Here is a 13,165-nt window from a genome sequence, read left to right as displayed (position 1 = left end):
AGCGCCCGGCTCCGGCCAGGCTAGACGCGGATCCGGTAGCCGCGCTTGACCACGGTCTCCACCAGCCGCCCGTCGGGCAGGGACGAACGGAGCCGGCTGACCGTCATGTCCAGCGCGTGGACGGAACCGCGCAGTTCCAGCAGGTCGGACAGCGACTCGCGGGACAGGACGGCGCCGCCCGCTCCGAGCAGGGCACGCAGGAGCAGCAGGGGAGCGGGCGCCAGTTCGATGAGCTGGCCGTTGATGCGGAGGCTGCGGCCGCGCAGTTCGATGTTCCCGGACCGGGTGTCGAGGCGGCGCACGTGGTTCAGGGCAAGGTGCTCGCATACCAGGCGGATAAGGGCGCCCATCCGGAAGCGCTCCGGGATCAGCGGGGTGACGCCGGCATCCAGCAGCGGCTGCGCGGTGACCGGACCCACCACGGCGGTGGTGACGTTTGTCTTCAGGCTCTCGATCAGCTGCTTGTACACGCCCATCTCGTGGGCGGTGCTCCACAGGGCATCGACGGCGGGCGCGCTGGTGAAGGTGAGGACATCCAGGTTGCCGCTGCACGCAGCCTCAATGAGCCGCGGAAGCCGGTCCTCGCCGTCGGGCTTTACCCAGCGGTAGGGCGTGACCGTCAGGACCGTGGCACCGGACATCCGCAGGCGCTCCAGCTGCCGCACGTCCGTGTAGCCGTGCAGCTGCACCGCGACGGTCTTGCCCCGGACGCCCTCCTTGAGCAGCATGTCCACCAGTGTTGCGGTGGTTTCGTCGCTGCTGATTCCGACGTCGGCAAGGCCGGCCGCGCGCACGGCGCCGCGGGCTTTGGGTCCACGGACGAACATCCGGCAGGCACCCAGGGCGTCCAGCAGCTGCTCGCCGATCCCGAAGGAATCCGCTGCCTCGCACCAGCGGCGCATCCCGTAGGCGGTGGTGGCGATGCAGAGGTCCGGCCTGGCGGCGATGATGGCCTTGGTGTCCTCGATGAGGCGCATGTCCTCCTGCACGGGGGCGATCTTCAACGCGGGGGCGTGCAGCACTTCGGCGCCGCGGCGTTCCAGGGCCTCGATGAGGTCGCTGGAGCGGCGGTCCGAGGTCACGCCGATGCGGAAGCCCTCCAGGGGCGACTCGGCGGAGTCCGGGGCTTCGTCAGCCCTTTGTTCGACCTGCGGTGTTTCGGCCGGTGCAAGTGCAGTCATGGGGGTCAATCCTTTCATGAACCCAGCAGCGAGGCCGCCAGCCTGTCCAGGTCGGCGGCGGCCTCGGCATGCCCGCGGTTGGCCTCAGCCACCCGAACCACCTCGCCGATGACCAGCACGGCAGGGTTGCTGCATCCGGCAGCGGCCGAGGTGATCGTGCCAAGATCCGCGATGGTGGTGCGCTGGCCGGGGCGGTAGCCGCGTTCGACGACGGCCATGGGCATGTCAGCGCGCATCCCCGCCCTGCGCAGGCCGGCAGCCAGCTGGTGGAGGGTTCCGATGCCCATCAGCACGACGATGGTCCCGCCCAGCCCGGCCAGGTGCTTGTGCTCCTTTTCGGTCAGCGGCGCGTGGCCGGAGACCACGGTGAACATGTGGCTGACTTCGCGGTGGGTTACCGGGATCCCGGCGGCGGCCGGGACGGAGATCGCGCTGGTGACGCCGGAGATGACGCGGACCTTGACGCCGGCGGCGACGCAGGCGGCAACTTCCTCGCCGCCGCGGCCGAACACGTAGGGGTCCCCGCCCTTGAGGCGGACCACGTTGTTGCCGGCCAGGGCACTTTCCACCATGAGCTTCTCGATGTCCCCCTGGCTCACCTTGTGGTGGCCGGGCTTCTTCCCGACGTCCACCAGTTCGGCCGAGGTCATGGACGGCAGCTCCTGGTACGGGGCCAGCCGGTCATAGAAGACGACGTCGGCGTCACGCAGGGCCTTGATCGCAGCGACCGTGAGGAGTTCGGTGGTTCCGGGTCCGCCGCCCACCAGGGTGACGTGGCCCGCTGGGCCGGCTGCCGGTTCGGCTGCCACCGGGATGCCGGTGGTGCGGCACCGCTCCAGCAGGACCTCCCAGCCGGGCTGTCCGTCGTCGACTGCCGCCACCAGGAAGGGGCGTTCGGGCAGCGGGCCGTCATGGCTTGCCCCCTGGGGGGTGCTGAGGCGGTAGACGACGGCGCCGGCCGCTTCGTAGCGGCGGACGGCCTGGCGGGCAGCGTGGTCGGAGCCGGTGACCAGCACTTCCCGGCCGGTCAGATCAATGCTGAGCTGCATGCCTATGCCTCATTCCCGTTGCTGGGCCGGACGGGGATGGAGGCTCCGATCAGGACTGGCTGCTGGGCGGCCGCCGCCTTTTCCTCCGGGGTGGCGGGGCGCATCTGGCCGCGCTCGTCCGGGACGAAGGTGATGGAGTCGTCTTTCTGGTCGGGGGCGTTGACGAAGGAGCGGAACCGGCGCAGGCGCTCGGGGTCCTTGAGGGTGTCTGCCCATTCGTCAATGTAGGTGTCCACGTGCTTGGCCATGGCGGCTTCCAGGTCCGCGGCGATGCCCAGGGTGTCCTTGACCACCACGTCCTCAACGTGCTTGATGCCGCCGTCGAGCTCTTCCTGCCAGCGTGCGGTGCGCTGCAGCCTGTCCGCGGTGCGGATGTAGTACATGAAGTATCGGTCGATGTACTTGATCAGCGTCTCGTCATCCAGGTCCTTGGCCAGCAGCTGGGCGTGGGCAGGAGTGGCGCCGCCGTTGCCGCCGACGTACAGGTTCCAGCCGTCCGCGGTGGCGATCACGCCGACGTCCTTGCCGCGGGCCTCGGCACATTCACGGGCGCAGCCGGAGACGCCCATCTTGAGCTTGTGCGGGCTGCGGAGGCCGCGGTAGCGCAACTCCAGCTGGATGGCCATGGCCACCGAGTCCTGGACGCCGAACCTGCACCAGGTGGATCCGACGCAGGACTTCACGGTGCGCAGGCTCTTGCCGTACGCCTGGCCGGATTCGAAGCCGGCGTCCACCAGTTCCTTCCAGATCTCCGGCAGCTGCTCGAGCCGGGCGCCGAACATGTCGATGCGCTGGCCGCCGGTGATCTTGGTGTACAGGTTGTACTTCTCCGCGACGGCCGCGATGACACCGAGCTTCTTGGGGGTGATCTCGCCGCCGGCGATGCGGGGGACCACCGAGTAGGTGCCGTCCTTCTGCATGTTGGCCAGGGCGCGGTCGTTGGTGTCCTGCAGGGTGCCGCGGCCGGCGTCCAGGACGTAGGCGCTGTTCTGGCTGGCCAGGATGTTGGCGATGGTCGGCTTGCAGATGTCGCAGCCGGCGCCGGTGCCGTACTTGGCCATGATCTCTTCGAAGGAGGTCAGCTCCAGGACGCGGATGGCATCGAACAGTTCCTGGCGGGACAGTTCGATGTGCTCGCAGAGTGCCTTGGAAACCTCGACGCCGGACTTGGTCAGCTCGGTTTCCAGCAGCTTCTTGAGCATCGGCACGCAGGAACCGCACTGGGTGCCGGCGCGGGTGCAGCCCTTCAGTTCGCCCAGTTCCTGGACGGGGGCGTTGCCCTCGCAGGCGCCGCAGCCGTTGATGGCGTCACGGATGCTTCCGGCAGTGACGTTGTTGCAGGAGCACAGGGTTGCGTCGTCCGGCAGTTCGGTTTCGGGAGCGTCGCCGCCGCCTGCCGCGCTGAGGAAGGCGCCGGGCTCGGCGGGAAGTTCGCGGCCCAGCAGCGGACGCAGGCTCATGTACGGTGTGGCGTCGCCGACGAAGATGCCGCCCAGCAGGGTCTTGGCGTCATCGGTGGTGACGATCTTCTGGTACACGCCGCGGGCCGGGTCGGCATAAACGATTTCGAGGGCGTGCTCGGTCTTGGCGAACGCGTCACCGAAGCTGGCCACGTCCACGCCGGACAGCTTGAGCTTGGTGGCGGTGTCGAAGCCCGGGAAGGTGGCGTCCCCGCCGTGCAGGCGGTCGGCCACGATCTCCGCCATGGTGTTGGCCGGAGCGACCAGGCCCAGGCACATGCCGCCGTAGTTGGCCACTTCGCCGATGGCCCAGATGCCCGGCACTTCGGTTTCGCAGTAGTCGTTGATGACCACGCCGCCGCGGGGACCCAGGCTGAACACCTGTTCCTCGCCCTCGGCGGCGCGGAAGAGTTCGTCGCGGGGCCGGACGCCGATGGCCACAATGACCATGTCCGCGTCGATGATGCGGCCGTCCGCCATGAGGACGCCGGTGACCTGCCCGTCGTCGTCCGAGAGAACCTCGGACGGGAACACGCCGCCGTGGACCTCAAAGCCCTTGGCCTTGATGAGCCGGCCCATGGCCTGGCCCGCGCCTTCGTCCAGCTGTGTGGCCATCAGCCACTGCGAACCGTCGATGACGATGGGGTTGGCGCCCAGCTGCTCGGTGCCGGCGGCGGACTCGAGGCCCAGGAGCCCGCCGCCGATGGTGACGGCGTTGACCTTGCGGCCCAGCTTCTCCTTCAGCCCGGCGATGGCCTCGTTGATGGCCCACACGTCTTCGAGGGTGCGGTAGACGTGCGTGTGTTCGGCGCCCGGGATGGGCAGGCGGGCAGCATTCGAACCGGTGGCAACCACCAGTTCGTCATACTCGAAAGTGTTGCCGGCAGCGGTTTCCACGCTCTTGGCTTCGGCGTTGATCTTGACGACACGCTCGCCGGTCCTGAGTTCCAGGGAAGGGTGCTCCCACATGGCCGCCGTCCCCAACGTCAGGTCGACGTCTTTGTCTGTGAGGGCCTTGGACAGGGCCACCCGGTCGTAGGGGAGGTGGGCTTCCTCAGTGAGGACCGTGACATGCCAGCCATCGAGGCCACGGGCATGCATGGCGTCCGCAAAACGGTGGGCCGCGGGGCCGCCGCCGGCGACGACGATGCGGCGCGGAGTCTCTGTGCTTGAAGTCTGTTCGGTCACTGATGGGCCTTTCGCATGGGCCGCAGGCAGTTTTCCTGCAGCCTTCTCTGACGAGCTGTCCATTCAGACTAGGGAGGCGCAGTTTCGCTTCAGTTTCCCAATTGTTTCGTCAACTTAACTTCTGCATCACGAACGCATTTCCGGCCGCGTGAGGTGTCTTTTACGTTGTGGACACATTCACTGCATGCCTCTGAAACACCGCGGGCCTAGCGTGGATCACGGCCGCAGAGGTGGCCAATGAGCAGGACTACACGCACAGGGAGAGGAGCCGGACATGACGGCAACACTGGAACTTGGGGCACTCGAAGCCGGCATGGATGAGGCTGTCTCCGGCATTGCCGGCTGGCACACCGTCTGCCGGGTGGACGACTTGGAGGTTGCCTGGGGTGAAGCCGCCCTGATCGCGGGACGCCAGGTTGCACTCTTCCGCACCGGCGCCGACGAGGTTTTCGCGGTGGCCCATGAGGACCCTGCAACGGGCGCCCATGTCATGGCACGCGGGATCCTGGGCTCACGCGGCGAGCGTCCCACCATCGCTTCGCCGCTGCACAAAGAGGTCTACGACCTTGAAACGGGTGAATGCTTCAGCAGCCCGGACCTGAGCCTTGCCACATTCCGGACCCGCATTGCAGGCGGAGTCGTGGAGATCGAGCTGTAGCAGGGGCTAGAGCCCCAGGGCTTCGCTGACGTCGCGGAGCACCTCGTCCAGCGCGGCCCGCGCCGCCTGCCGGGCGGCGGGCAGTTCGGCCGCGGACCCCACGTGGTGGATCACCTCGAGGTAGCACTTGAGCTTGGGCTCGGTGCCGCTGGGCCGGATGATCACCCTGGTGAGGTTCCTGGTGACGTACAGGAGGCCGTCAGTGGGCGGAAGCCCGTCGCTGCCCTCGGCAAGATCGGCATAAACCTCAACTGCGGATGACCCGAACGTTTCCGGCGGGGAAACCCTCAGCCGATTCATCATGGCGTCCAGTAGCCCCAGGTCCGCAACCCTGATGCTGAGCTGGTCGCTGGCGTGCAGGCCGTGCTGCAGGTAGAGCTCGTCCAGGGTGTCAAAGACGGATTTGCCGTCAGCCTTGGCGGCCGCGGCAAGTTCGGCAATGAGGAGGGCAGCCGAAATGCCGTCCTTGTCCCGCACCAGGTCCGGGGCCACGCAGTATCCCAGCGCTTCCTCGTAGCCGTACACCAGCCCGGGAACCCGGGAAATCCACTTGAAACCGGTGAGGGTTTCCTGGTGGGCGTATCCGGCTGCCGCAGCGATGCGGGCCAGCAGCCTGGAGGACACGATCGAATTCGCGAACACGCCCTTGCCGCCCTCGTCCGCGCCGCCGTCGTCCTTTCCTCCGCCCGCGGCAAGCCGGGCGGCTATGTGCGCGCCAAGCAGCGCGCCCACTTCGTCCCCGCGGAGCATCCGCCAGGCCCCGGTGTCCGGGTCCTTGGCCGCAACGGCGGCCCGGTCGGCATCCGGATCATTGGCGATCACGATGTCCGCGGCCTGCCGCTCAGCGGCCTCCAGCGCGAGGTCAAGTGCCCCGGGCTCTTCCGGATTCGGGAAGCTGACAGTGGGAAAGTCCGGGTCCGGCTCGGCCTGTTCCGCCACCAGCGTGATGTCCGTGAAACCTGCCGCGTTCAGCACTGCCAGTGCGGTCCCGCCGCCCACGCCGTGCAGGGGGGTCAGGACAATGCGCAGGTCGCGCGCCGGGAAGTGGTCCGGCAGGGCCAGCCCGGCGGTCGCCCGTTCGTAGTCTGACGCGATGGAGCTGTTCAGGACGGTCCAGCCGGCAGGGGCCAGGGTGATGGATTCCAGCGGCCCCACGGCGTTGATCCTGGCCGCGATCTCGGCATCGTAGGGGGCCACGATCTGGGCACCGTTGCCGCTGTCCGCCACGGCGTGGCGGCCCAGGTATACCTTGTAGCCGTTGTCCTGGGGAGGATTGTGGCTGGCGGTCACCATGACCCCGCCGTCGCACTCCAGCGCCCGGACCGCGTAGGCCAGCAGGGGAGTGGGCAGCGCAGCGGGCATCAGGAAGGTCTCGATTCCGGCGGCCGTGAAGATGGCGGCAGTTTCTTCCGCGAAGATGTCCGAGTTGTAGCGGGCGTCGTAGCCGACGACGGCGCGCGGCCGCGTTCCCGGCGAGGCCTCGGCCACCGCCGAGAGCAGGAAGTCCGCGAGGCCGGCAGCGGCCCGCCGCACCACCACCCGGTTCATCCGGTTCGGGCCCGGCCCCAGGGCGGCCCGGAGCCCCGCCGTGCCGAACTGCAGTGTGCCGCGGAAGCTATCCGCCAGTTCCTGGCGTGCGGCGGGGACGCCGTTGTCGACGAGCTGGACGAGTTCCAGGAGGGAAGCCGATGTGACGGGATCCGGGTCTTGGGCAGCCCATTCGCGGGCTTCATTGAGCAGGCGGAAATCGGCATCGGAAGACGTCATGGGCCTAACGCTATCGTCATTGGCCGCCGAAGCCGTGCCGCCTCCCGCGGAAAAGCGGAAAATTCACCGCAGGGCTGTCCCGCGTCAGAGCCGGGCGATGATTTCGGCGAGCAGCTTGGAAATCCGCGGCCCCGCCGCCTGTCCGGACTCGATGACTTCCTGGTGGCTCAAGGGCCGGGGGCTGATGCCGGCGGCAAGGTTGGTGACCAGCGAGATGCCGAAGACTTCCATCCCTGCGTGCCGCCCGGCGATGGCCTCCAGCGCCGTGGACATGCCCACCAGGTCCGCGCCGATGCGCTTGGCGTACTGCACCTCGGCCGGCGTCTCGTAGTGCGGGCCGGGGAACTGCGCATACACGCCCTCCTCCAGGGAGGCGTCAACCTCCCTGGCCAGGCCGCGGATCCGCGCCGAGTAAAGGTCCGTGAGGTCCACGAAGGTGGCGCCCTCCAGCGGAGAGGCGGCGGTGAGGTTGATGTGGTCGCTGATCAGCACGGGAGTTCCCGGGGTCCACTGTTCCTGCAGGCCGCCGCAGCCGTTGGTGAGCACCAGGGTTTTGCAGCCCGCCGCCGCGGCTGCGCGGATGCCGTGCACCACCGCGCGCACGCCCTTGCCCTCGTAGTAGTGCGTCCTTGCGCCCAGGACCAGGGCCCTCTTGCCGCCCTTGGTCAGCACCGAGCGGATGGTGCCCACGTGGCCCTCCACGGCAGGAGCATGGAAGCCTGGAACTCCTTCCGCGGACAGGGTCGCGGTGGTCTCGCCGATCAGGTCGGCCGCCTCAGCCCAACCGGAGCCGAGCACGAGGGCGACGTCGTGGCTGTCCACGCCTGTTTCCTCGGCGATGTAGTCGGCGGCGGCATGTGCGGCCGCGAAGGGATCGGTGTTCAGGAAGTCAGTTGTACTCACTGGTACAAGCTATCCTGCCGCCTGCGCCGGCGCCCACCCCGGCCGCCCGCCCTGCCGTCCGCCTTCCTGCCAGGTCCTGAGAGACCGTTTTCTTTGGCGGTGCGGGGGAGTTGCAGGAGAATGGTGGATTGTGACTACGCATCCAGATTTCAGCTCGCCCCGGATCGCAATCCTGGGAGGTGGTCCCGGCGGGTACGAAGCCGCCATGGTGGCCGCCTCGCTCGGGGCGCAGGTCACCATCATCGAGCGGGCCGGGCTGGGCGGATCAGCGGTGCTGACCGACGTCGTCCCGTCCAAGACCCTGATCGCCACCGCGGACCTCATGACGCGCGTCGGCGAGGCGGGCGAGCTGGGAGTGAAATTCGACGTCGACGGCGGCGACTTTGTCCCGGTAATGCGCGCCGACCTCAAGCACATCAACGACCGGCTGCTGAACCTCGCGCGCAGCCAGTCCAAGGACATCCATGACGGCCTGGAGCACCAGGGAGTGCGGATCCTTGCCGGATCCGGCCGCCTGCTGGACGACCACACCATCGAGGTCCTCACGGCGGAGGGCACCGAAACAGTTGAAGCGGACACGATCCTGCTCGCCGTGGGTGCCCACCCGCGCGAGCTTGCCACGGCCAGGCCGGATGGCGAGCGGATCCTCAACTGGACGCAGATCTACGACCTCGATGAACTGCCTGAGGAACTGATCGTGGTGGGTTCCGGTGTCACGGGCGCAGAATTCGCCTCCGCGTACAACGGCCTGGGGTCCAAGGTGACGCTGATTTCGAGCCGTGACCGCGTGCTTCCCGGGTCCGACGTGGATGCTGCAGTGGTGCTGGAGGAAGTGTTCGAGCGCCGCGGCGTCCGCGTCCTGTCCCGTTCCCGCGCCGAGAGCGTGGAACGGACGGACGACGGCGTGCTGGTCACCCTCAGCGACGGGTCCAAGGTCACCGGCAGCCACTGCCTGCTGTGCCTGGGCTCCATCCCCAACACGGCCGGAATCGGCCTCGAGGAGGCCGGAGTGGCGCTCAGCGAGAGCGGCCATATTAAAGTCGACGGCGTTTCACGCACCTCCGCGCCCAACATCTACGCCGCAGGCGACTGCACCGGCGTGCTCCCGCTGGCCTCCGTCGCGGCAATGCAGGGGCGCATTGCAGTGGCCCACTTCATGGGCGACACCGTTACCCCGCTCAAGCTGCACCAGGTGGCGTCGAACATCTTCACCTCGCCGGAAATTGCCAATGTTGGCGTTTCCGAGGCCGAGATCGACTCCGGCAAGTACCAGGGCGACGTCATCAAGCTCTCGCTGCGCAGCAACGCCCGCGCCAAGATGCGCAACCACCGGGACGGCTTCGTGAAGATCTTCGCCCGCAAAGGCTCAGGCACCGTCATTGGCGGGGTGGTGGTGGGACCGAACGCGTCCGAATTGATCTTCCCGATCTCCATCGCGGTGAAGCAGAAGCTGCACGTTGACGACGTCGCCAGCACCTTTACCGTCTACCCATCCCTGAGCGGATCGATCTCGGAAGCGGCGCGGCGCCTGCACGTGCATCTGTAGTCCATAGGTAAGGGCCCAAAGTCCCCTGCCGGGTTGCGCCCCATTGCTACACTCTGCTCATGGTTGGGCTTCCCTTCACGGGAAACGGGCTGGTGCATGCCGGCTTCGTCGGGCTGGGAATCCTCGCAGCCCTGCTGTTCTACGCCTATGAAAAGCGCCGCCGCGGCCTGTCCGATCCACGGCTGTGGCCCATTGCCGGTTTCGCAGTAGCCTTCGGGGCCGTTGGTTCCAGGGTGCTCACCTGGGATATTTCCCGTCAGGTTTCCCTTGCAGACTGGTGGGGCAACGGCGACCGCAGTATCCTGGCTGGCCTTGTGGGCGCTTGGCTTGGTGTCCTCCTCGGCAAACGGCTGACCGGGTACCGGGAGAAGACCGGTGACCTGCTGGCCCCCGCGGTGGCCGTGGCGCTGGTCATCGGCCGCGTCGGCTGCCTCCTGACCGAACTGCCCGGCACCCCGACCGGGGGAGCCTGGGGGATAGCCCTCACCCCGGCGCAGGCTGCGGTGCTCGGCGGGCCGGCCGAAGTGGGACTTCATCCATCCTTTGCCTATGAGATTGCCTTCCATCTTGTGGCGTTTGCGGCAATGTGGCGTTACCGGGACAGCTTGCCCCGCCCTGGCGACCTCTTCATCTGCTACGTGACTTCCTACGCCCTGTTCCGGTTCGGGGTCGAATTCGTGCGCGGCAACGAGGTGCTTTGGCTGGGGATGAGCCGTCCCCAATGGTTCCTCCTGGTGATTCTCCCCCTGCTGTCCTGGCGGATGCTGCGGGTATTCGGGAAACCACTCCGCCCGAAGTTGGAAGGAAAAATGGCATGAGCGAGGACAACCCCGACGTTCCGCGGAACCCGCCCCCACCGCCCGGGCGTGAGGAGCCGCCCGCCGAACCAAGGCGCGGTTCCATGGGGCTCGGAATCCTGGTGGGGGCTGCTGCCCTTTATGCCCTCTATTTCGGGACAACGAGTGGCATTGCTCCGGATGAAGGGTATAAGACCTTCCTCGCGGGGCCCGCCGCATTAATACCAGTGGCAGCCTACCTGGGGCTGGCCGTTGTGCTTGCAGTCCAGCCCCGCACGTCCCGGCTGGGTGCGGGGCTGCTTATTGGCCTGGGGATCTTCACCCTGCTCGGCGGCGGGATCTGCGTTGGAGCCCTCGCGCGGATGCGAGCCTGAGATGAACCCGTCCTCTGCGTCCCCAGCACGGACCCTGCCCGGCCCCGGCCAACCGCTGCGCGGCGACCGGATCCACCGGTACGTCACAGCATTCTGTCCCTATTGCCACGAAACGAATCGACCGCTCGCACAGGTGCGGCGGCTCTCCGGCGCGCTGCTGATCCGGGATGACCGGGTGTGGCTGGAACGCGGCTGCCCGGACCACGGGCTGGTCAGCACCTTGTACGACGAGTCTCCGGAAATCCTGCGCTACCTGGAGAAGTGGCAGGCGCCGACCAAGCAGCACATCCCTGACCAGGCCGGTAATTACCGCCAGATACCCGAGGCGTATGCCTACGGGCTTCCGGCAATGCAGACGCAGCACACCTGCATCCTCCTGCAGGACATCATCGAGCACTGCAATTTGCGCTGCCCCACCTGCTTCACAGCATCGGGCCCGCAGCTACAGGGCGTCGCGCCCCTGGACCAGGTGCTGGCGAACGTTGACACCCGGCTTTCCCGTGAGAATGGGCGCCTGGATGTGCTGATGCTGTCCGGCGGGGAACCGACGCTCTACCCGCAGCTAGCCGAACTGCTGGCGGAGCTGGTTGCGCGGCCGATTGTCCGGATCATGGTGAACAGCAACGGCATGCTGCTCGCCACCGACGATGAGTTGCTCTCGCTGCTGGCCAGGCACCGGGACCGTGTGGAGGTCTACCTCCAGTACGACGGGCCGTCGAAGGAGGCCTCGGTCCACCACCGCGGCGGTGACCTGACGCGCTTCAAGGACGCAGCGATCTCACGCCTCTCCGAGGCGGGCGTCTTCACCACGCTGACCATGACGGCAACCCTCGGCGTCAACGACGGCGAGGTCGGCGCCGTCGTCATGCGCGCCTTGGAGACCCCGTTTGTCGGTGGAGTCGCATTGCAACCGGTGTTTGGTTCAGGACGCGGGCACGGCATCGACCCCATGGACCGGCTCACGCATACGGGCGTACTCCAAAGGCTCGCGGAGCAAACCAACGGCGTAGTTTCCTGGCACGACCTGACAGCCCTGCCGTGCTCGCATCCGCACTGCGCGTCCGTCGGGTACATGCTGAAGGACGATTCCGGAACGTGGCGATCGCTCGCTGCCCTGATCGGGCATGACCAACTGCTGGCATGGCTCGAGCTGCATCCTGACAGCATTGCCAACCGTATCGCCGACAGCGCAGTCCCGCTTGAACTGCGCAGCCTCATGAAGTCTTCGCTTCTCGACCTGCTCAGCGAGCAGTCTTCCCTTTCCCATCCGCGGACAGCCGATCTTTGGAAAAACATCTGCACCCAGTGCGACCTTGGCATCGGTACTCTCACCACGCTTGCCGCCGGCAAGCTTCCGGGCCAGCAACAGCGGCTGCGCCGGCTCCTCGCAGAGCGGGTCACCAGGATCATGGTGAAACCGTTCATGGATATGTCCACCATGATCGAGGAACGGCTCACCCAGTGCTGCGTGCACGTGGGAACCAAGAGCGACACCGGTGACCACCAGTGCGCTCCTTTCTGCGCAGTCCAGGCATGGCCAGCCCTGGCGGTGCAGCGGATGAGCACGGCCACTGGCCAACAGCTTCTCCCGGTCCGCCAGGTTTAAGGAGGAATGATGAGCTCTGCCTCGGATGCCGGGCGCATTGCAGCGGGGGCACTGCCGTCGGAGCTTGTGGCGTCCGGGAGGGCCCCGCACCCGTCCCGCAGCGGCGCAGGCCATGACAACCAGCCCACGGCACCGTACGATCCGCTGCGCCTGTGCATTTTCGCCACTATCGCCCTGCTCGGCTGGGTGGCCGGCCCCGCAGCGCTGACGGTGTTCGCAGCCATCGGGTTCGCCGGCTACTGGAAAGCCCGGCGCAATGGCCTCAAGAAGTCAAACTGCTATCTTCAAGACACCAGGCTGGTACTGACGTATCTGGGAGCCCTGCTCGGGGCCGGGCTCTGGGGAATTTATGCCCTGGTGGCCGGTTTCCTTGGCCCTTGACCATGCGCACATATTCGGCAGCAATGAATCAACCGGGATGAAAGGTTAGGTACAAGCGATGGCAACAGCACTTGTGAGGCCGCGCCGCGGCAAGATGATTGGCGGCGTCTGCGCAGCCCTGGCAGCCCGCTTTGGACTCCCGAAATTCCTGGTCCGGCTGGGCTTCGTGATCTTTGGGCTGGTGGGGGTAGGCGAACTTGCCTACATCGTGCTGTGGATCATCATTCCCAAGGAACCGGCGTAACCACACATGCT

12 protein-coding genes are annotated in these 13,165 nt (G+C 67.1%); 7 read left to right on the top strand and 5 right to left on the bottom strand.

What is annotated here, in order from left to right; genetic code table 11:
- Window positions 1-20 precede the first annotated feature (20 nt).
- Genes GK109_RS03590 through nirB form a run of 3 tightly spaced genes read right to left on the bottom strand, consistent with a single transcriptional unit; the run spans window position 21 to window position 4,878 of the window.
- The gene (locus tag GK109_RS03590; protein ID WP_157238695.1) at window positions 21-1,181 is read right to left on the bottom strand and encodes a uroporphyrinogen-III synthase; all 1,161 of its coding nucleotides are present in this window, start codon (window positions 1,179-1,181) and stop codon (window positions 21-23) included.
- Window positions 1,182-1,195: 14 nt separating this feature from the next.
- Window positions 1,196-2,230, bottom strand: a complete 1,035-nt coding sequence (gene cobA, locus GK109_RS03585) for a uroporphyrinogen-III C-methyltransferase (RefSeq protein WP_157238694.1) — start codon at window positions 2,228-2,230, stop codon at window positions 1,196-1,198.
- 2 nt (window positions 2,231-2,232) lie between these two features.
- Window positions 2,233-4,878: a nitrite reductase large subunit NirB gene (gene nirB / locus GK109_RS03580; protein WP_321215762.1), complete on the bottom strand. Its 2,646-nt coding sequence runs from the start codon at window positions 4,876-4,878 to the stop codon at window positions 2,233-2,235.
- A 274-nt stretch (window positions 4,879-5,152) separates the two neighbouring features.
- Here nirB and nirD point away from each other — a divergent pair, with 274 nt between their 5' ends.
- Complete coding sequence (gene nirD / locus GK109_RS03575; protein WP_157238693.1) at window positions 5,153-5,536, top strand: nitrite reductase small subunit NirD; 384 nt, start codon at window positions 5,153-5,155, stop codon at window positions 5,534-5,536.
- A gap of 6 nt (window positions 5,537-5,542) precedes the next feature.
- Here nirD and GK109_RS03570 read toward each other — a convergent pair whose 3' ends face one another.
- Window positions 5,543-7,303: a phospho-sugar mutase gene (locus GK109_RS03570; protein ID WP_157238692.1), complete on the bottom strand. Its 1,761-nt coding sequence runs from the start codon at window positions 7,301-7,303 to the stop codon at window positions 5,543-5,545.
- Window positions 7,304-7,387: 84 nt separating this feature from the next.
- The gene (locus GK109_RS03565) at window positions 7,388-8,206 is read right to left on the bottom strand and encodes a purine-nucleoside phosphorylase (protein ID WP_370460375.1); all 819 of its coding nucleotides are present in this window, start codon (window positions 8,204-8,206) and stop codon (window positions 7,388-7,390) included.
- A 130-nt stretch (window positions 8,207-8,336) separates the two neighbouring features.
- Here GK109_RS03565 and GK109_RS03560 point away from each other — a divergent pair, with 130 nt between their 5' ends.
- The 6 genes from GK109_RS03560 to GK109_RS03535 are packed head-to-tail and all read left to right on the top strand — an operon-like array spanning window position 8,337 to window position 13,154.
- Window positions 8,337-9,752, top strand: a complete 1,416-nt coding sequence (locus GK109_RS03560; protein WP_321215766.1) for an NAD(P)H-quinone dehydrogenase — start codon at window positions 8,337-8,339, stop codon at window positions 9,750-9,752.
- 59 nt (window positions 9,753-9,811) lie between these two features.
- Window positions 9,812-10,570, top strand: coding sequence for a prolipoprotein diacylglyceryl transferase (locus GK109_RS03555; RefSeq protein WP_157238691.1), 759 nt, complete (start codon window positions 9,812-9,814; stop codon window positions 10,568-10,570).
- A complete protein-coding gene (locus GK109_RS03550; RefSeq protein ID WP_157238690.1) occupies window positions 10,567-10,923 on the top strand; it encodes a hypothetical protein in 357 nt (118 codons plus the stop codon). Before GK109_RS03555 ends, GK109_RS03550 begins: the two co-directional genes overlap by 4 nt.
- Window position 10,924: 1 nt before the next feature.
- Window positions 10,925-12,529 (top strand): radical SAM protein, encoded by a 1,605-nt coding sequence (locus GK109_RS03545; protein WP_157238689.1) that lies wholly within the window; start codon window positions 10,925-10,927, stop codon window positions 12,527-12,529.
- 9 nt (window positions 12,530-12,538) lie between these two features.
- The gene (locus GK109_RS03540; protein WP_157238688.1) at window positions 12,539-12,910 is read left to right on the top strand and encodes a hypothetical protein; all 372 of its coding nucleotides are present in this window, start codon (window positions 12,539-12,541) and stop codon (window positions 12,908-12,910) included.
- Between the two features lie 58 nt (window positions 12,911-12,968).
- Window positions 12,969-13,154, top strand: a complete 186-nt coding sequence (locus GK109_RS03535; RefSeq protein WP_157238687.1) for a PspC domain-containing protein — start codon at window positions 12,969-12,971, stop codon at window positions 13,152-13,154.
- The last annotated feature ends 11 nt before the right edge of the window (window positions 13,155-13,165 follow it).

The sequence above is a fragment of the Pseudarthrobacter sp. GA104 genome, assembly GCF_009741265.1.
Taxonomy (GTDB): domain Bacteria; phylum Actinomycetota; class Actinomycetes; order Actinomycetales; family Micrococcaceae; genus Arthrobacter.
The sequence above is the reverse complement of the archived record's forward strand: the minus strand, read 5'-3'. Positions and strand labels throughout refer to the sequence as shown.

What these genes read in the sequence shown, in the direction of transcription:
- nirD (WP_157238693.1), top strand. Translation starts at nt 5,153, where the DNA reads ATGACGGCAACACTGGAACTTGGGGCACTCGAAGCCGGCATGGATGAG.
- GK109_RS03550 (WP_157238690.1), top strand. Translation starts at nt 10,567, where the DNA reads ATGAGCGAGGACAACCCCGACGTTCCGCGGAACCCGCCCCCACCGCCC.
- GK109_RS03545 (WP_157238689.1), top strand. Translation starts at nt 10,925, where the DNA reads ATGAACCCGTCCTCTGCGTCCCCAGCACGGACCCTGCCCGGCCCCGGC.
- GK109_RS03570 (WP_157238692.1), bottom strand. Translation starts at nt 7,303, where the DNA reads ATGACGTCTTCCGATGCCGATTTCCGCCTGCTCAATGAAGCCCGCGAA.
- GK109_RS03590 (WP_157238695.1), bottom strand. Translation starts at nt 1,181, where the DNA reads ATGACTGCACTTGCACCGGCCGAAACACCGCAGGTCGAACAAAGGGCT.
- GK109_RS03540 (WP_157238688.1), top strand. Translation starts at nt 12,539, where the DNA reads ATGAGCTCTGCCTCGGATGCCGGGCGCATTGCAGCGGGGGCACTGCCG.
- GK109_RS03535 (WP_157238687.1), top strand. Translation starts at nt 12,969, where the DNA reads ATGGCAACAGCACTTGTGAGGCCGCGCCGCGGCAAGATGATTGGCGGC.
- GK109_RS03555 (WP_157238691.1), top strand. Translation starts at nt 9,812, where the DNA reads ATGGTTGGGCTTCCCTTCACGGGAAACGGGCTGGTGCATGCCGGCTTC.
- cobA (WP_157238694.1), bottom strand. Translation starts at nt 2,230, where the DNA reads ATGCAGCTCAGCATTGATCTGACCGGCCGGGAAGTGCTGGTCACCGGC.